Origin of the sequence: Paracoccus benzoatiresistens (genome assembly GCF_026913015.1) — a bacterium.
GTDB lineage: Bacteria > Pseudomonadota > Alphaproteobacteria > Rhodobacterales > Rhodobacteraceae > Paracoccus > Paracoccus benzoatiresistens.
The window spans coordinates 19,814-36,361 of the sequence record NZ_JAPTYD010000008.1; the positions used below are offsets into that span (position 1 = coordinate 19,814).

A 16,548-nucleotide genomic window follows, 5' to 3' on the forward strand; every position below is an offset into this window, starting at 1 on the left:
GGCCCGGTTCTCACACCCAGCGGAACACCGCCGCGGCGTAGATCAGCGACACAAGCAGTCCTCCCCAGGCTGGCGCTCCTCCAAGGCCAAGCCAGGCGAGGTTCACGAAGGCCGAGCCGAGCAGGCTGATGAACAGCCGGTCGCCCCGGGTCGTCAGGATGCCGAGAACGCCCTTGCGCGGCGTCTCGGGGAAACGGATCGCGGCCCAGGTGAAGGCCAGCAGCAGCGCGGTTATCACCCAGAAGAAAAGGGCGGTCGGAAAGGTCCAGGCCATCCAGCCGCCGGGATTGAGGCTGCCCGTCCATTCGCGGACGCCGTCCTCGGCGGGGACCAGCAGGATCAGCCAGGCAAGCAGGCCCAGCATCAGCAGGGCGGCGATGACGAAGCCTGCAGCAAGGGAACGCGCGCGCATCACACCCTCCCCAGGGCAAAGCCCTTGGCGATGTAGTTCCGCACGAACCAGATCACCAAGGCGCCTGGCAGGATGGTCAGAACCCCCGCCGCCGCCAGGACGCCCCAGTCAAGGCCGGAGGCGCTGACGGTGCGGGTCATCGTCGCCGCGATGGGCTTGGCGTTCACCGATGTCAGGGTGCGCGACAGCAGCAGTTCGACCCAGCTGAACATGAAGCAGAAAAAGGCGGCCACGCCGATGCCGCTGGCGATCAGCGGCATGAAGATCCGCACGAAGAAGCGCGGAAAGGAATAGCCGTCGACATAGGCGGTCTCGTCGATCTCGCGCGGGACGCCCGACATGAAGCCTTCCAGGATCCACACCGCAAGGGGTACGTTGAACAGGCAGTGGGCCAGCGCCACGGCGATATGGGTGTCGAACAATCCGATGGCGGAATAAAGCTGGAAGAAGGGCAGGGCAAAGACGGCGGGCGGCGCCATGCGGTTCGTCAGCAGCCAGAAGAACAGGTGCTTGTCGCCAAGGAAGCGATAGCGGCTGAAGGCATAGGCGGCCGGCAGGGCCACGGCCAGCGACAGGGCGGTGTTCATCACCACATAGATCAGGCTGTTGACATAGCCCATGTACCAGCTGGGGTCTGTCAGGATCGTGCGATAGTTGTCCAGTGTCGGGTTCAGCGGCCACAGGCTGAAGGTGCCGGTGATCTCGGCGTTGGTCTTCAGGCTCATGTTCACGAGCCAGTAGATCGGCACCAGCAGGAACGACAGGTAAAGCGTCATGACAAGTGCCGAGCCCCAGCCGCGGGATGCGCGCAGGGCTGCCATCACAGGGTCTCTCTCTGCGCGGTCATCACGGTATAGAACACCCAGCTGATCAGCAGGATCACAAGGAAATAGATCAGGCTGAAGGCCGCGGCGGGGCCCAGGTCGAACTGCCCGATGGCCATCTTCACCAGGTCGATCGACAGGAATGTGGTGGCGTTGCCGGGGCCGCCCCCGGTGACGACGAAGGGTTCGGTATAGATCATGAAGCTGTCCATGAAGCGCAGCAGCACCGCGATCAGCAGCACGCCCCGCATCTTGGGCAGTTCGATGAAGCGGAACACGCCCCAGCGGCTCGCCTGGTCGATGCGCGCGGCCTGGTAATAGGCGTCGGGGATGGACTGCAGCCCCGCATAGCACAGCAGCGCGACAAGGCTGGTCCAGTGCCACACGTCCATCACGATGATCGTGGCCCAGGCATCCACGGGGTCGTTCACATAGTTGTAGTCGAGGCCAAGCGCCGCCAGCGTATGCCCCAGCAATCCGATGTCCACGCGTCCGAAGACCTGCCAGATGGTGCCGACCACGTTCCACGGGATCAGCAGCGGCAGCGCCATCAGCACCAGAACGAGGCTGGCCCAGAAGCCCCGCTTGGGCATGTTCAGCGCGATGAAGATGCCCAGCGGGATCTCGATGAACAGGATGATGGCCGAGAACAGAAGCTGGCGACCCAGGGCTGCGTGAATGCGATCCGACTCCAGCACCTCCTGGAACCAGCCGAGGCCGTTCCAGAAGAACTGGTTGTTCCCGAAGGTGTCCTGCACCGAATAGTTCACCACCGTCATCAGCGGGATCACGGCTGAAAACGCGACCAGCACCAGCACCGGCAGGACCAGGAACCAGGCGCGGTTGTTGACGGGCTTGTCCATCACGCGGCCCTTTCCAGCGGCTCGATGCGCCAGTCATCGACAAAGACGCCGATGCGGGCGGGATCCAGCGTCACCCGGTCGAAACCGGCGAGGATCGGCTGGTCCTCGGGGACGACAAGGTTGAAGGGTGCGCCGGCGACCTCGCCGCGCAGGATGCGGTGGTGGCCCACGTCCTCGGTGCGGATAAGGCGGAAGGGCAGGCCCTCGCCTGCGCTGGGCCGCGCGGCATCGGGGCGGATGCCGATCTGCACGCGGCCCTTCGGCGCGGCATAGGGCGCCGCCAGCGGGATCGTGGTCCCTGCAACAAGGGCGGTCCCACCTGAAACCTGCGCATCCAGCAGGTTCATGCCGGGCGAGCCGATGAAATAGCCCACGAAGGTATGCGCCGGGGCATCGAACAGCGACTGGGGGGTGCCCGCCTGCACCACGCGGCCTTCGGACATGACCACCACCTCGTCGGCGAAGGTCAGCGCCTCGGTCTGGTCGTGGGTGACGTAGATCATCGTGTGGCCGAACTCGCGGTGCAGCGCCTTCAGTTGGGTGCGCAGTTCCCATTTCATCTGCGGGTCGATGACCGTCAGCGGCTCGTCAAACAGGATCGCGTTCACGTCCTGCCGGACCATCCCCCGGCCCAAGCTGATCTTCTGTTTCGCATCCGGGGTCAGCCCCTGCGCGCGCCGGTCAAGCGCATCCTGCATCCCGATCATGCGGGCCACCGCATCGACCCGCGCGGCGATCCGGTCGGCGGGAAGGCCGCGGTTCCTGAGCGGGAAGGCGAGGTTCTGGCGGACCGTCATGGTGTCGTAGACAACCGGGAACTGAAACACCTGTGCGATGTTGCGCGCAGCCGTCGGCTGATCCGTCACGTCGCGGTCGCCGAACAGCACGCGCCCGCGGGTGGGGTGCAGAAGGCCCGAAATGATGTTCAGCAACGTCGTCTTGCCGCAGCCGGAACTGCCCAGCAGCGCATAGGCTCCGCCGTCCCGCCATGTCAGCGACATCGGCTTCAGTGCCCAGTCGCCTTCCGCCCCGGGCGCGGGGCTGTAGCTGTGGGCAAGGGAATCCAGCGTGATCCGCGCCATTACGCCGCCGCCGCGGAAGGGGCGGCGCGCGCAAGGCGGCCGCCGTCGTCGAACAGATAAACATGCGCCGGGTCCAGCCACAGGGTCAGCGGCGCCCCCGGCGGCAGCTTCCGCACGCCGGGAACCAGCCCGACCCAGCGGTCCTCACCGTGCAGCAGGTGCAGGAATGTCTCCGCCCCCGTGATCTCGATCGCGTCAAGCTGCGCGACCAGAGGAACGGCGCGCGGGCTCTGCTCCAGCGTCAGATGGGGCGCGCGGAAGCCTGCTGTATACTGGCCATCGGTGACATCCACGCGCCAGCGGGCTTCGTCCAGAGCCGCCTCGCCGCGCTTCACCTCGATGCGCTTGAAGTTCATCGGCGGGTCGCTGAACACGCGCGCGGTCACGGCATCCTGCGGGGCGCGATACACCTGTGGCGTCGGGCCGAACTGCGTCACCCGGCCTTCCCACAGCGTCGCGGTGTTGCCGCCCAGCAGCAGCGCTTCCTCGGGTTCGGTCGTGGCATAGACGAAGATCGCGCCCGATGCCTCGAAGATGCGGGGGATTTCGGCCCGCAGTTCCTCGCGCAGCTTGTAGTCGAGGTTGGCTAGGGGTTCGTCCAGCAACACCAGCCCCGCCCCCTTGGCCAGCGCGCGGGCCAGCGCGGTGCGCTGCTGCTGGCCGCCCGACAGTTCCAGCGGACGACGATCAAGGAAAGGCGTCAGCCGCATCATCGCCGCCGTTTCGCGCACGCGCCGGTCGATCTCGGCCCGCGGGACGCGCTGCAGCCGCAGCGGCGAGGCGATGTTGTCGTAAACGCTCATCGACGGATAGTTGATGAACTGCTGATAGACCATCGCCACGCCCCGGTCCTGCACCCGCTGGCCGGTCACGTCCTTGCCCTGCCACAGGATCTGCCCGGCGGTGGGATGGTCCAGCCCCGCCATCAGCCGCATCAGCGTGGTCTTGCCCGAGAGCGTCGGTCCCAGCAGCACGTTCATGCTGCCCGGCCCCATGGCCAGGTCGGTCGGATGGACCCAGGCCTGGCCTGCGACCTCCTTGGTGACGCGCCGAAGCTCCAGCGTCATGCCGCGACCCTCTCGCCTGCAACACAATCCTCGACCGCCGCGAATGGCCTGGGCGACATCAGCAGCCCCAGCCTTGGGCGTTGCCGCATCACCCCCTCCGCATCTCGCGTGCATTCCCGCTTGATCATCCAGCGCCGTTCGGATTCCGTCAACGCCGCACTCCGCGCACCGCCCGGCATCGTTGCGTCAATCCCGCCACCGGTAACGAACAGGTCCGTCGTCTCCGACATTGCCGCTCCTCTCTCCCCCGCGCCAAGTCGAACATCCACGGGCACGATCTGTCAACATGGATGTTCGTTCGTGCGCATCCTGTTTCGCTTGACACATCGACCGCGCGCGGTCTCCTGAACAAACGGACATCCGGTCCGCCTTGCCAGACGAGGGACGCAGATGAATATCAGGCAGATGCAGATCCTCGAAATCCTGCGCGCCTCCGGGCGGGCCAGCGTCGAGGAGTTGTCGATGCGGCTGGAAGTGACGCCGCAGACGATCCGCCGCGATCTGGCCGAGTTGGCCGACCAAGGTGTCCTAGACCGCGTCCATGGCGGCGCGATCCTGCGCAGCGGTGCCGGCAACATCGCCTACGAGGAACGGCGCCGCATGAACGAGGCCGCCAAGGCTGCCATCGGCCGCGCTTGCGCTGCCGAGATTTCCGACAACAGCTCGGTCATTCTCAACATCGGCACGACTACCGAGGCAGTCGCCCGCGCCCTGCTGCGCCACCGCAACCTGACGGTGGTGACCAACAACCTGAACGTGGCCAACATCCTGGCCGCGAACGACAGTTGCGAGGTGTTGGTGGCGGGCGGCCTGCTGCGACGCGCCGATGGCGGGTTGATCGGGGATCTGACCATCGAGTTCATGGCGAACTTCAAGACCGACTATGCCATCATCGGCTGCTCGGCGCTGGACGAGGACGGGGACATCCTCGACTTCGATCTGGCCGAGGTGCAGGTCAGCCGCGCCATCCTGCGCCAGGCGCGTGAGCGCTGGCTGGTGACGGATGCCGCAAAACTGGCGCAGAAGGCGCCGATCCGGGTCGTGTCCCTGGCCGAGCTTGACGCAGTGGTCATCGACCAGCCGCTTCCCGAAACCTTGCGAAAGGTCTGCGAGGAAGCCGGGACGCGCGTGGTAATAGCGTCCCAGCACACCTGAACCCTCCTTGGCGGCAACAGCGCCTCTGGATCCGCGTCAGCAAATCCCCCTTAGGGAACAAGGCCGACGCGACGGCGGATGGCCTCGTCCCTGAGCGAGACCTCGGCCCCGAGAAACTCGTCTCCGTCCGGGCCACACAGCCACACAAGCGCCTGCGCGGGCCATTCGGGTGGGATATGCACCGACCAGTCAAGCTGGCTGACGGGGTTCACCCCGCTTTTCCGAATGGCGTCTTGCATGTCGGTCGCCACCGTGCCCGGCGAAAGGCTGATCGCGCGAATGCCGTCCGAGCGCGCCTCGTGATCCAGGGCGCGGGTCATCATCCAGGCGCCTGCCTTGCTTGCGCAATAAGCGCTCCAACCCTGCTGGGGAGCGTGGGCCGCGCCGGAGCCGATGGTGAGGATCGTTCCGCCACCCTGGGCGCGCATCACCGGCAGCGCGGCGCGCATTCCGTGGAAGACCCCCTTCAGGTTGACATCGACCGCCTGCGACCATTCATCGACATCGGCCGCCGCGATCCCGGCGATGGGGCCGATCAGGCCGGCGTTGTTCACAAGGACATCAAGCCGCCCCGCGCGTTCACGCAACGCGGCCACGGCGCGCTCCATGTCACCGGACCGGGCAACATCACCTGCCAGCGCGACGCCGCCGATCCGGGCCGCCAGTTCGTCCACGGCCGATGCATTCCGTGCCATCACGCCGACCACGGCCCCCGCTTCGGCAAAAGCGCGGGCAGCGGCGGCGCCGATGCCGCGGCTTGCCCCGGTAACCAGGACGACCTTGCCTTCAAGGTTGACCATCATATCCTCCTTTCAGTGAACAACGGGCCTACAGACCACGTCGCAGGCCTTGGCGTCCAGTCAGGCATCGGGACGGGGCAGCGCGGACGGCCCGGGCAGGCGATGCGCCGCCATGAAGATCCGCACGGCATCCGCGGCAAGCGAGTCGATCTCGGCCTGGTCGGGTGGCTCCTGGCGCAGGCCGAACAGGCATTGTCGCCAGACGCCCGCCATGGCCAGTTCGGTGAACTGCTGCGCGGCGCGTTCGGCGTCGGGGATGCGCAAAAGGCCCGCTTCCTCCGCCTCGATCAGCCAGCGACCAAGGCTGCCCAGCACCTGCCGTGCCCCGGCATCGTAGAAGCGGCGGGCAAGGTCGGGCATCCGTTCGGCCATGGCCACCACGATCCGCTGCGCCCGCAGCACATCGGACGAGGTCTGCATCCTGATCAGCGCGACGGCATAGGCGGTCAGCCGCGCCTCGATATCGCCGGGGATCGCAAGGGCGGCGCGCAACTGCTCGGCGATCTGGGCGCGGCGATGTTCGACAAGGGCGACGAACAGGTCCTCCTTGTCGCGGAAATAGACATAGAGCGTCCCCTTGGACACGCCCGCCGCGCGGCAGATCCCGTTCATGGTGGCGGCGTCAAAGCCTTTTTCCATGAACTCGTGCCAGGCACCGGCAAGGATCTGTTCGCGCTTGCGGGGGTCCTCTCCGGCGGCGTGGCGGCGGGAAGGGGCTTCCGGAGAAGCAGAGGGGTCATGGGTCATGGTCCGATCCTAATCGAACCGCAGGGTTCGATGGAATATTGAAATTTCCGCCGCGCGGCGCTATTGTCGCCATCGAACCAGTTGGTTCGATATCCACTTCAAGCCAGGTAAGCTTTCGATGTCCCGTCATGAACGACCCGAGGCGGATCAGCCTGTCGTGACGCCTGCGACCGACGCGGTCGTCCCGGCTGCGTCCGACACACCCGCGCCGCAGCCGCGCGTTGCGAGGGGTCGCAAGAAGATGATCGGGGGCGGGCTTGCGCTGGTTGCCCTGCTGGCAGGCGGCTACGAGGGTTGGCAGTGGTGGAGCGAGGGGCGCTTCCTGGTTTCGACCGACGATGCCTATGTCCAGGCCGATCTGTCGCTGATCTCGGCCAAGATCACCGGCTATGTCGTAGACATTCCGGTTGCCGACAACCAGCATGTCCGGGCGGGCGACGTGCTGCTGCGCATCGACGATGGCGATTACCGGATCGCGCTGGAGCAGGCGCAGGCCAGGCTTGCGGAACTGTCTAGCACCCTGACACGGATCGACGCGCAGGTCGCTGCGGCCGAAAGCAATGTCGTCCAGGCCGAGGCGCAGCTTGCCGCCTCCGAGGCGGTGCTGATCGCAGCCCGCACCTCGGCCGAGCGGGCCCGGGGCCTAGCGGAGCGCCGCGTGACCTCCCAGGCGGATCTGGACGACGCTAACGAGGCTCTGGCAACGGCCGAGGCCAACCGCAATGCGGCAAGCGCCGCGATCACCGGCGCCGGGGCCCAAGTGGAGGTTCTGAAGGCGCAGCGGGCCGAGGCCGAGGCGAGCCGCCGCGAACTGGAGCTTGCCGTGGCGCAGGTCCGGCGCGACCTGGACTTCACCGTCCTTCGCGCACCTTTCGACGGAACGGTCGCCAATATCGCGATCAAGCAGGGCGAATTGGTCAGCGCGGGCGCCCGTCTGGCGGCGGTGGTTCCCGATCGGGGAATGTATGTCGAGGCCAACCTGAAGGAAACGCAACTGGCCGAGGTTCGCGCCGGCCAGACCGCCCGCCTGTCGGTTGATGCCTTCGAGGGTCCGGAAATCGAGGGCCGCGTCGTGTCGGTTGCGCCTGCCACCGGCGCCGTCTTCTCGCTGCTGCCCGCCGACAATGCGACAGGCAACTTCACCAAGATCGTGCAGCGCGTTCCCGTCCGCATCGAACTGCCCGAGGGCACGCCCGGCCTGCGCGCGGGCCTGTCGGTCGAGGTCGCGATCGACACGCGCACCGGCACGGACGCCGCTGGCACGGACACGGCCCGCCTGGCCGAGGCCGAGTGATGACCGCCCCCGCCGAAGCCGCCGCCGCGCCCGAGCTGACGCCGCGGCGGGTCGCCGCGTTCTTCATCATGGTCTTCGGCATGTTCATGGCGATCCTGGACATCCAGATCGTCTCGGCATCATTGCCGGAAATCCAGGCGGGGCTGGGGGCCTCCTCGGACGAGATCTCGTGGGTGCAGACCTCCTACCTGATCGCCGAGGTGGTGATGATCCCGTTGTCGGGCTTCTTGGGCCGGATGATGTCCACGCGCTATCTGTTCGCCATATCGGCGGCGGGCTTCACGGCGGCGTCGTTTCTCTGCGCCACCTCGTCCTCGATCAACGAGATGATCCTGTGGCGCGGCGTGCAGGGTTTCCTGGGCGGCGGCATGATCCCCGCGGTCTTTGCCGCGGCCTTCACGATTTTTCCGCCTGCGAAACGCAATGTCGTCTCGCCCTTGATCGGGCTTGTCGCGACGCTGGCCCCGACGGTGGGGCCGACGGTCGGCGGTTATCTCAGCCATGCGCTGTCCTGGCACTGGCTGTTCCTGGTCAACGTGCCCGCCGGCATCGGCATCACCATCGGCGTGCTGGCCCTGGTGGACTTCGACAAGCCGGAATGGTCGCTGTTCCACAAGTTCGACTGGACCGGCCTGGCGGCGCTGGCGGCCTTCCTGGGCGCGATGGAATTCGTGCTGGAGGAGGGGCCGAACAACGACTGGTTCCAGGACGAGGCCGTGGCCATGCTGTTCGTCGTCATGATCGTCGGCGGCGTGGTCACCTTCTGGCGCGCCTTTACCTGCGACGAGCCGCTGGTCGATCTCTCAGCCTTCGCCAACACCAACTTCGCCGTGGGGTCGGTCTTTTCCTTCGTGATGGGGATAGGCCTTTACGGCATGACCTATCTCTACCCGCTCTATCTGTCGGCGATCCGGGGTTACGACAGCCTGATGATCGGCAAGACGGTCTTCGTGTCAGGCCTTGCGATGTTCGTGTCGGCTCCGTTGGCGGGGGTTCTGTCGTCGAAGATGGACCTGCGGCTGATGCTGCTCTGCGGCTTCGTGGGTTTCGGGACGTCGTCCTGGATGCTGACCGGGATGACCGCCGACTGGGATTTCAACGAGCTGTTCTGGCCGCAGGTGCTGAGGGGCCTGTCCCTGATGATCTGCATGGTGCCGATCAACAACCTGGCGCTGGGCACGCTGCCGCCCGCAAAGATGAAGGGCGCCTCGGGGCTTTACAACCTGATGCGGAACCTGGGCGGCGCGGTCGGCCTGGCGCTGATCAACACGGTGCTGACCGACCGCCGCGCGCTGCATACCGCGCGGCTGGACGAGGCTGTGAACTGGGCCAATCCCGAAGCGCTGAGCCAGCTTCGGATGATGCAACAGAACCTTGCCAGCCACGGCCTGGCGCCCGAGGGGGCGCTGACCCAGATGGTCGGAAAGGTGGCCCGGCAGGCCACGGTCATGTCCTTCATCGACGTCTTCACCCTGCTGACGATGCTGTTCATGGGGCTTGCGCTGATGGCACTGGCGATGAAGCCGCCCGCAAGGGGAGCGTCAGGCGGCGGGCATTGAAACCGTGCGCGGCGGCGTGATTGCCGCCTGCGTCGCCACGGCGGACGGGCAGGCTCTTGTCAGGCCATCCGCTCCAGCAGGTCGCTGGCGACCTCCAGCCGATCCTCGGGGCCGGGATGGTGCAGCGTCAGGCGCATGTCCTTGCAAGCCAGCCCGTCAAGGCTGGACAGCTGCGAGGCAAGGTCTTCCACGGGCACGCCCTGCCGAAAGTCCAGCGCCACACCCTCGGGGCCGAGGCTGAGGGCCGCCACCCCCAGGCTTCCGGCCAGTGCCCGCAGCCGGGCAGCACGCAGAAGCGTATCAACCGGCTCGGGCGGGGTGCCGAAGCGGTCCGCGATCTCGTCGGCCAGGCGCGCCACATCGGCCGAACTCGAAGCGCGCGCGACGCGGTGGTAAAGGTCCATGCGGGTTTCCGGTTCGGGAATGTAGTCGGCGGGAATGTGGCCGGGCTCGCCGGGGACCTGCGGGGGCGGCGGGGCATCCGCCTCGCCCTTGGCGCGCCGCAGGGCGGATGCCAGCATCTCCTGGTAAAGGCCTAGCCCCACGCGCTGCACATGGCCCGCCTGCTTGTCGCCCAGCAGGTCGCCAGCGCCGCGCTGGTCCAGATCGGCGGCGCTGATGGCCATCCCCGCGCCCAGCCGGTCCATGGCCTGCAGCGTTCCAAGACGTTTTTGCGCAGTCTCCGACAGATCCTCGCCCTCGGCCGTCAGCAGATAGCAGTAAGCCTGCGCCGAGCCGCGCCCGACCCGGCCGCGAAGCTGATGAAGCTGCGCAAGGCCGAACAGCGCCGGGCGCAGGATCACCATCGTGTTCGCCCGCACCACGTCCAGCCCGCTTTCGATGATGGCGGTCGCCAGCAGGACATCACCCTCGCCCCTGGCGAAACCGACCATTGTCTCGTCGATCTCGCGGGCGGAAAGACCGCCATGGGCGACGCGCAGGCGCAGGTCCGGGAAAAGACGCCCGAGGCGTTCCGCGACGGATGCGATGTCTTCGACTCGCGGGACGACGACGAAGCTTTGCCCCCCGCGACGCCGTTCGCGCAGCAACGCCTGGCGCAGGGTGGCGTCATCCTCGTCGGCCAGCAGTGTGCGGATGGGGCGGCGGCGGGCAGGGGGCGTCAGAAGGTAGCTGAGATCCTGAAGTCCCACCAGCGCCGCCTGCAGCGTGCGCGGTATGGGCGTCGCGCTCATCGACAGGACATGGATCCCTTGGCCCATGCTGCGCAGCTTCTCCTTCTGGGTGGAACCGAAGCGTTGTTCCTCGTCGATGACCAGAAGGCCCAGGTCCTCGAAGCCGACAGTCTTGCCCAGAAGGGCATGGGTTCCGACGGCGATTCGGATCGTCCCGTCGGCAAGGCCTGCGCGAACGGCGGCTGCGGGTTTACCGGTAACCAGCCGCGACAGATGCCCGACCTTTATCCCGAAGGGGGCGAAGCGGCGGCGGAACGTGTCGTAATGCTGCCGCGCCAGAACGGTGGTTGGGGCGCAGATGGCCACCTGGCAGCCGCTCAGGACCGCCGCCGCCGTTGCACGAAGGGCGATCTCGGTCTTGCCGAACCCCACATCGCCGATCACCAGCCGGTCCATGGGCCGCCCCGAGGCCATGTCCTTCAGCACCGCGCGGACTGCGGCGGCTTGGTCGGGCGTCGGCTGAAAGGGAAAGCGGGCGACAAAGCGCTCATAGTCGCGGGCCGGGGGCACCAGCTTCGGCGCCGTCGCGGCGTCCCGCGCGCGGGTGAGCGCCACGAGATGATCGGCCAGCCTTGCCAGCGCCTGGGCGGTGGCCGCGCGGCGCTTCTCCCACGCGGTCCCCCGCAGGCGGTCAAGCTTCACGCCGGCCTCGGCCGTGCCATAGCGCCAGATGCGGCCCGCGTCATGGGTGGGGACCATCAGCCGTTCGTCCTGCGCGAAGGTCAGGCGGATCGCCTCGGCCCCCGGACGATCGGGGTCCAGTGGCTCCAGCCCTTCCAGGCGGGCCAGTCCATGGTCTTCGTGCACCACGATGTCGCCCAGGGCAAAGCCCGGGGACGGCAGGGCCAGCGCGGGCGCAAGGCGCTTGTCCAAGGATCCGGCCCGGCTGCCCATCAGGTCCTGCGCGGTGACCACCACCAGATCTTCGGTCACGGCTCCTTCGGCCAGATCGGCCAGAAGGACCGCGCGGTCATGGGCTTCGCACTCGGCCCAACTGGCGGCATGTTCGGGAGGACGTCCGTCCGCCTGCGCGACCATGCGCGCAAGGCGCGCCCGTTCCGCCTCGGAGCCGGCAACGAAGACCACCTGCCGCCCCTCCACGCCCTCGCTGGCCAGGAACTGCGCAAGCCGGGCGCGCGGCCGGGCGGCGGCGGCGAAGGCCGGGACGGCGCGCCACTCCGTTTCGGGCAGCGGCTCGACGCGGGACGCCAGTTCCGCCCATTCCTCTGCCCCAAGATAAAGTGCGTCCACCGGCAGCGGATGGGCGCCATCCGCTTCCGCCTCGGCCCGGGCCTCGGCCAGCCGCGCCTGCCGCAGGTCCGCAGCCCCAAGCGTCTCGGGCAGGGCGGTGATGCGGGCCCCCGCCATGTGGTCGGGCAGGATCGTCAGGGCCTCCCATGCCTTGGACAGCCGGTGTTCGGCCCCGCGCTCCGGTGGGTGCTCGGCGGGTGGCAGCTCCGTGACCGGGACGATGTCAAGCACGTCGATGTCACCGGTGGAACGCTGCGTGACCGGGTCAAAGCAGCGCAGCGCCGTTACGGTCCCGTCCGAGATCTCGATCCGGCAGGGACGCGCATTGCCGCCGGCAAAGACCTCGATGGTGCCGCTGCGCAGGGTGATCTCGCCCGCTTCGTCCACGCGGTCATCTGCGACATACCCGGCTTGGCGGGCAAAGGCTTCCAGGGCTTCCGCGTCCAGATGCTGGTCCTGCCGGACCGGGAGGCAACGCACCGCCCGTTGCGGTGGCAGGCGTTGCAGCAGGGCGGAAAGCGGCGCCACGACGATGTCGCCCGGCCGCGCATCCTGAAGCTTGTGCAGGACGGCCATGCGGCGGCCCATTGCGTCCGGCGTGGGCGAGGCGCCGTCGAAAGGCAGGCAATCCCAGGCCGGGAAAAAGAGGATACGGCGTTCCGGCAGCGCCCCGCGCAGGAAGGCGGCCAGAGCCTCTGCCGTCTGGCCGTCGCGCGTCACATGCAGGACCCTGTCATCCGGGCCAAGGTTGCGAAGAAGGACCAGGGCCTCGACGCAAATGGGAAGGGGCTCGGACATAGGCACCTCTGATCGTCGCTTCGGTCAGGGGATCTGCCCGTCGTCCTAATGAATTCGGCGGCAGGGGATCGGTTCCAATCGATGGAGGAAGGACGACCCGGCGCGACCCCCAGGCCTTGCCTGATGCGCAAGCTTGGCCAGACCAGGGGGATTGAACAGGTGAAGATCAGCGCCCTGGCAGACGACGAGATCGGCAGAACCCGTCTCGTCGTCCCGCGTGATGAACATCAACCCTGACGCTGACCACCGCCAAAGAGCTTGTCCAAAAGCCGCGCAAATATCGATTCGTTTTTCTTGGCAGGGGGCGTCGGGGCCGACTTCCATTGCGCTTCCGTGGCGGCGCCTTGCCTTGCCTCGGCAGATGCAGCAGGGGCGCTTTGTCCGGCCTGGGCTGGCGCAGGTTTCGCCTGACGCTTCGCCGCATGCGTTGCAATGGCATCCATCAATGGCGGCGACAATGTGTCATAGGGAGTAAGCCCCAGTTCGCGCAGTCGTGCCCGAATGCCGTCCATTCTGGACGGATCGACGCCGGATTCGATGACCGAGCTGACAAAGGCGGCGAATTCGGGGGCCGACCAGCCTTCGTCCTTTGACAATTCGGTATGCACGAAATCCAGTCCGTAGAATGGGTGGTCCTTGTTCTCGATCCGGCCATACATGTGCACGCCGCAACCCGTGCAGGCGTAACGCTGGATCGGCGCGTCCTTGTTGACCACCTGCAGCTTGTCGCCATTCTCCAGGACCTGGACCGCGTCGCGCGACACCACGGCGACCTGGCTGAAGATGGCGCCCTTGGGCTTCCAGCACTTGGTGCAGCCGCAAACGTGGTTATGCGCGGTCTGGGCACTTACACGGACCTTCACGGGCTTGCTGGTGCAATGACAGGTCAGAACGCCTCCGGAAAAGTCCGGCTTGCCTCGCTTGATGCCGTTGTCGACTGCAGGATGAATAAGAACGGTTTGAGTGTTCGCCATGGTCCTCTCCTCCGATGACCAGATCATGTCAGGCTCCTCCGGGCGGAAGGGATTGGCAAGCTAGCAGAAAGTTGCAGTTCCAAGGTTGCCACTGCATCTCTCCAGGCACGCTCGCCCGCCCTGCAGCGCGCGTCCTGGCTGCGTGATCCGCGGCAGAATAGACAGCCCGCTGCAATGCCTTCGGATAGGTAGTTGGGCGTTTTTGCCGTTGGCCCGGGATTGCGCCTGCCCCGGGGGTTCCGCCTTGACTATGGCGGCACTCTGCTCAAGAGAGCCCCGGCTGCCGGTTCCTATTGCACGAGGCCAACATTGCTCAGATTCGCCCTGCCGCTCATCATTCCCGCCCTTTGTCTGGGCGCCGTCACGCCAGCGGCCGCGGAGCCGGTCGTGCGCGGCGCAGAGCACTGCGTCGTGAACGTTCGTGCTGACGACCGGCTGAACCTGAGGGCCAAGCCGGGCGCGAATGCCGCAATTCGCGAGCGTTTTGCCTATGGCTCTTGTGGGCTCATAGTGACTGCCGCCTGCGAAGGGTCCTGGTGTCCTGTCGAGGACGGGCACCACTCGGGTTGGGTGCACCGGCACTACATCGCCGCCTTGCCTGACGCGGAGTTCTGCTTCACCGCCGCGGCGCGCCGCGACATGCGGAACCTGCGCGCCTGGCCGTCGCCGGAATCGCGCGTCGTGACTGAGTTGCCGGCCGGGCAATGCGGGATCAGTCCGCTCCCGTACAAGGTCGAGGGCTGGCAAAAGGCTCGCGTGGAGGGGTGGGAGGGCTGGCTGCCCCAGGCAGGGCTGGCCCACACCGGCGACTGAGGGGAGTGGCTGACGGTCGCGGCCGGCTCCGCCGCGCTGCCTCCGCATTCCTTGTGCAAGCCGCCTTCGCCAGAGGCCCGCTTGCCATGTCCATTCGCCTGATCTCAACCGGCATCAAGGCCTCTGTCCCTGAACGCCCATGCTTCAGGTCGTGAAACCGAAGGGCGGCCTGGCCGAGTCTGAGATCAGGGCGGCGGGTATCAGAACCACTGACCCGGCTCTATCAGTCCCAGTTCCATCAGTTGCTGTGCCCGCCATTGGAAAGGCTCGGAGTTGCGCCAGCGGAAGCTGCCGATGGCCTCGCGGGAGCCAGGGTTCGTGGCAAGCGCCTTGGCTGCACGGAACGAGGCGATGGCGGCGGTCAGGTTGTGGTGCCAGGGGCAGGAATACGTGTTGTACTCGGGGATGTTGAAGCGGCGATCGGCTCCGATGCGCAGGTCGGGCGCGGCGCGGAACAGGGCGATGCGGTCGATCCTGCGGCTTGCCGTGGGAATATGCTCCTCGAACCGCCAGCGCAGACCGCCGTGGAAATCCAGTTGACGTTCCAGCGGACCCTCCGGACCTTTCCGCCCAAGCGCGAAATAGCCCGCGCGGTCGAACATGGCGTCGGTCAGGCTGACGGCGTTCGGATCGCGGGAAAGGTCCGGCGAGTAGAGATCGACCACATAGGTCAGCATCGCCTGGCGCCGTTCCTCGGCGTGAAAGGCCAGAAGTTCGCCGATGCTGCGGGTTTCCGAAAAGGGGAAGAACAGGAACTCGGCATTGTAGCAGTAATAAAGCCAGGTTCCGGCAGGTACGGCGGCCAGGATCGCGTTGACGGCGTCCTGGTGGGCATGGGGGCGGCGCGTGTTCCAGTGCAGGCATGTGACGCACTGCGCCAAGTCTTCCGGCAACGGGACGGGGCTGGGCGACAGCGCCAGGATGTGCCGAAAGCCGACCTGCGCATGGTGGCGCAGGGTTTCCGTCACGACGGCATCGTCCTCGACAAGGATGATGGCGATCGGGCCGCGCTTCAGGACCGCAGGACGCGATTTCAGGAAATCGGTCAGCGACAGGTGCGCCGTCACGGCATCACGGCCTTGACCTGATCAAGCGCCTGGCGCAGCAGGGCCGGATCGCTCCCCGCAGTCTCGACCAGGCGCTTCAGCGTGGCTTTCTGCGTGTCGCTGATCGCGGCATCCTCGATGATCCGTGCGACACGAGCGGCATCGAAGCCCTCGGGGGTGAGCAGCGACTGGATCTGCGTGGCGGCGGCGGCGGCGCTGGCGGCCTCGTCGGTGGCTGCGGCGGCGTCAGAGGCGGCGGTCGCGGCATCCTCGGCTGCCTCGGGGGCGGTCCCGGCCGCCGCGGCAGCCTCGGCCGCGCGGTCGGCGGCGGTCAGCGCGGCCTCGGCGGCGGCCTCGGCCTCGGCGGCGGCGTCGCTGACGGGGGCCACGCCGGCTTCCTCGGAGGCTTGGGCAGCCTCGGCCGCCGCATCGGCGGCGACTGCGGCGGCATCGGCCGCTGCATCTGCTGCTGCCTCGGTCGCCTCGGTCACGGCCGGGGCTTCGGCGGGGGGCGGGGTCTCGGTCGCCACGGGGCTTTCGACGAGGGGTGGACGGCCATCCTGCCAGATCCACCAGCCGCCGACGCCAAGAAGCACTATCACGATCAGGGCCAGAAGAATTCGCATGGCGGGCAGTCCTTGAATAGGTCGATTTGCCGCCAGCTATGGCA

15 protein-coding genes and 1 pseudogene are annotated in these 16,548 nt (G+C 67.1%); 4 read left to right on the forward strand and 12 right to left on the reverse strand.

Annotation, left to right across the window (positions count from 1 at the left end; translation table 11 throughout):
- Positions 1 to 10 precede the first annotated feature (10 nt).
- From OU682_RS08115 to OU682_RS08140, 6 genes are read right to left on the reverse strand one after another with little or no spacing between them, the layout of a single operon-like run.
- A complete protein-coding gene (locus OU682_RS08115) occupies positions 11 to 412 on the reverse strand; it encodes a DUF2160 domain-containing protein (RefSeq protein ID WP_268941568.1) in 402 nt (133 codons plus the stop codon).
- Entirely contained in the window at positions 412 to 1,233 is an 822-nt protein-coding gene (locus OU682_RS08120; RefSeq protein WP_268941569.1) for a carbohydrate ABC transporter permease, read from the reverse strand. Before OU682_RS08120 ends, OU682_RS08115 begins: the two co-directional genes overlap by 1 nt.
- The gene (locus tag OU682_RS08125; protein WP_268941570.1) at positions 1,233 to 2,099 is read right to left on the reverse strand and encodes a carbohydrate ABC transporter permease; all 867 of its coding nucleotides are present in this window, start codon (positions 2,097 to 2,099) and stop codon (positions 1,233 to 1,235) included. Before OU682_RS08125 ends, OU682_RS08120 begins: the two co-directional genes overlap by 1 nt.
- A complete protein-coding gene (locus tag OU682_RS08130) occupies positions 2,099 to 3,181 on the reverse strand; it encodes an ABC transporter ATP-binding protein (protein WP_268941571.1) in 1,083 nt (360 codons plus the stop codon). The genes OU682_RS08125 and OU682_RS08130 overlap by 1 nt, the downstream gene beginning before the upstream one ends.
- Positions 3,181 to 4,248: an ABC transporter ATP-binding protein gene (locus tag OU682_RS08135; protein WP_268941572.1), complete on the reverse strand. Its 1,068-nt coding sequence runs from the start codon at positions 4,246 to 4,248 to the stop codon at positions 3,181 to 3,183. The genes OU682_RS08130 and OU682_RS08135 overlap by 1 nt, the downstream gene beginning before the upstream one ends.
- Positions 4,245 to 4,478 carry a hypothetical protein gene (locus tag OU682_RS08140; RefSeq protein ID WP_268941573.1) on the reverse strand — a complete coding sequence of 78 codons (234 nt, stop codon included), beginning with the start codon at positions 4,476 to 4,478 and terminating at the stop codon, positions 4,245 to 4,247. The genes OU682_RS08135 and OU682_RS08140 overlap by 4 nt, the downstream gene beginning before the upstream one ends.
- 160 nt (positions 4,479 to 4,638) lie before the next feature.
- Here OU682_RS08140 and OU682_RS08145 point away from each other — a divergent pair, with 160 nt between their 5' ends.
- Positions 4,639 to 5,403, forward strand: coding sequence for a DeoR/GlpR family DNA-binding transcription regulator (locus tag OU682_RS08145; protein WP_268941574.1), 765 nt, complete (start codon positions 4,639 to 4,641; stop codon positions 5,401 to 5,403).
- A gap of 50 nt (positions 5,404 to 5,453) precedes the next feature.
- Here the strand turns inward: OU682_RS08145 and OU682_RS08150 are convergent, their stop codons facing one another.
- Positions 5,454 to 6,203 carry an SDR family oxidoreductase gene (locus OU682_RS08150; RefSeq protein ID WP_268941575.1) on the reverse strand — a complete coding sequence of 250 codons (750 nt, stop codon included), beginning with the start codon at positions 6,201 to 6,203 and terminating at the stop codon, positions 5,454 to 5,456.
- 60 nt (positions 6,204 to 6,263) lie between these two features.
- On the reverse strand, positions 6,264 to 6,950 hold the full coding sequence (locus OU682_RS08155; RefSeq protein WP_268941576.1) for a TetR/AcrR family transcriptional regulator: 687 nt from the start codon (positions 6,948 to 6,950) through the stop codon (positions 6,264 to 6,266).
- A gap of 118 nt (positions 6,951 to 7,068) precedes the next feature.
- Between OU682_RS08155 and OU682_RS08160 the strand changes: the two genes are divergently transcribed.
- Both OU682_RS08160 and OU682_RS08165 read left to right on the forward strand, forming a co-directional pair.
- On the forward strand, positions 7,069 to 8,244 hold the full coding sequence (locus OU682_RS08160) for an HlyD family secretion protein (RefSeq protein WP_268941577.1): 1,176 nt from the start codon (positions 7,069 to 7,071) through the stop codon (positions 8,242 to 8,244).
- Positions 8,244 to 9,803 carry a DHA2 family efflux MFS transporter permease subunit gene (locus OU682_RS08165; RefSeq protein ID WP_268941578.1) on the forward strand — a complete coding sequence of 520 codons (1,560 nt, stop codon included), beginning with the start codon at positions 8,244 to 8,246 and terminating at the stop codon, positions 9,801 to 9,803. Before OU682_RS08160 ends, OU682_RS08165 begins: the two co-directional genes overlap by 1 nt.
- Positions 9,804 to 9,862: 59 nt before the next feature.
- On the opposite strand, the gene OU682_RS08170 is transcribed toward OU682_RS08165, so the two are convergent.
- Together OU682_RS08170 and gfa are read right to left on the reverse strand one after the other, a co-directional pair.
- The gene (locus OU682_RS08170; RefSeq protein WP_268941579.1) at positions 9,863 to 13,045 is read right to left on the reverse strand and encodes a DEAD/DEAH box helicase; all 3,183 of its coding nucleotides are present in this window, start codon (positions 13,043 to 13,045) and stop codon (positions 9,863 to 9,865) included.
- A gap of 395 nt (positions 13,046 to 13,440) precedes the next feature.
- Positions 13,441 to 14,019, reverse strand: a pseudogene (gfa, locus tag OU682_RS08175) (S-(hydroxymethyl)glutathione synthase); the annotation flags it as partial.
- 309 nt (positions 14,020 to 14,328) lie between these two features.
- Here gfa and OU682_RS08180 point away from each other — a divergent pair.
- Positions 14,329 to 14,832, forward strand: coding sequence for an SH3 domain-containing protein (locus OU682_RS08180; RefSeq protein WP_268941580.1), 504 nt, complete (start codon positions 14,329 to 14,331; stop codon positions 14,830 to 14,832).
- 200 nt (positions 14,833 to 15,032) lie between these two features.
- Here the strand turns inward: OU682_RS08180 and OU682_RS08185 are convergent, their stop codons facing one another.
- Positions 15,033 to 15,899: a glycosyltransferase family 2 protein gene (locus OU682_RS08185; RefSeq protein ID WP_268941581.1), complete on the reverse strand. Its 867-nt coding sequence runs from the start codon at positions 15,897 to 15,899 to the stop codon at positions 15,033 to 15,035.
- On the reverse strand, positions 15,896 to 16,504 hold the full coding sequence (locus OU682_RS08190) for a hypothetical protein (RefSeq protein ID WP_268941582.1): 609 nt from the start codon (positions 16,502 to 16,504) through the stop codon (positions 15,896 to 15,898). Before OU682_RS08190 ends, OU682_RS08185 begins: the two co-directional genes overlap by 4 nt.
- Positions 16,505 to 16,548 lie beyond the last annotated feature (44 nt).

Excerpts from the sequence above, each read along its gene's own strand:
- OU682_RS08150 (WP_268941575.1), bottom strand. The coding sequence starts at position 6,203 with ATGGTCAACCTTGAAGGCAAGGTCGTCCTGGTTACCGGGGCAAGCCGC.
- OU682_RS08190 (WP_268941582.1), bottom strand. The coding sequence starts at position 16,504 with ATGCGAATTCTTCTGGCCCTGATCGTGATAGTGCTTCTTGGCGTCGGC.
- OU682_RS08160 (WP_268941577.1), top strand. The coding sequence starts at position 7,069 with ATGTCCCGTCATGAACGACCCGAGGCGGATCAGCCTGTCGTGACGCCT.
- OU682_RS08140 (WP_268941573.1), bottom strand. The coding sequence starts at position 4,478 with ATGTCGGAGACGACGGACCTGTTCGTTACCGGTGGCGGGATTGACGCA.
- OU682_RS08155 (WP_268941576.1), bottom strand. The coding sequence starts at position 6,950 with ATGACCCATGACCCCTCTGCTTCTCCGGAAGCCCCTTCCCGCCGCCAC.
- OU682_RS08135 (WP_268941572.1), bottom strand. The coding sequence starts at position 4,248 with ATGACGCTGGAGCTTCGGCGCGTCACCAAGGAGGTCGCAGGCCAGGCC.
- OU682_RS08130 (WP_268941571.1), bottom strand. The coding sequence starts at position 3,181 with ATGGCGCGGATCACGCTGGATTCCCTTGCCCACAGCTACAGCCCCGCG.
- OU682_RS08165 (WP_268941578.1), top strand. The coding sequence starts at position 8,244 with ATGACCGCCCCCGCCGAAGCCGCCGCCGCGCCCGAGCTGACGCCGCGG.
- OU682_RS08125 (WP_268941570.1), bottom strand. The coding sequence starts at position 2,099 with ATGGACAAGCCCGTCAACAACCGCGCCTGGTTCCTGGTCCTGCCGGTG.
- OU682_RS08170 (WP_268941579.1), bottom strand. The coding sequence starts at position 13,045 with ATGTCCGAGCCCCTTCCCATTTGCGTCGAGGCCCTGGTCCTTCTTCGC.
- OU682_RS08145 (WP_268941574.1), top strand. The coding sequence starts at position 4,639 with ATGAATATCAGGCAGATGCAGATCCTCGAAATCCTGCGCGCCTCCGGG.
- OU682_RS08120 (WP_268941569.1), bottom strand. The coding sequence starts at position 1,233 with ATGGCAGCCCTGCGCGCATCCCGCGGCTGGGGCTCGGCACTTGTCATG.
- OU682_RS08115 (WP_268941568.1), bottom strand. The coding sequence starts at position 412 with ATGCGCGCGCGTTCCCTTGCTGCAGGCTTCGTCATCGCCGCCCTGCTG.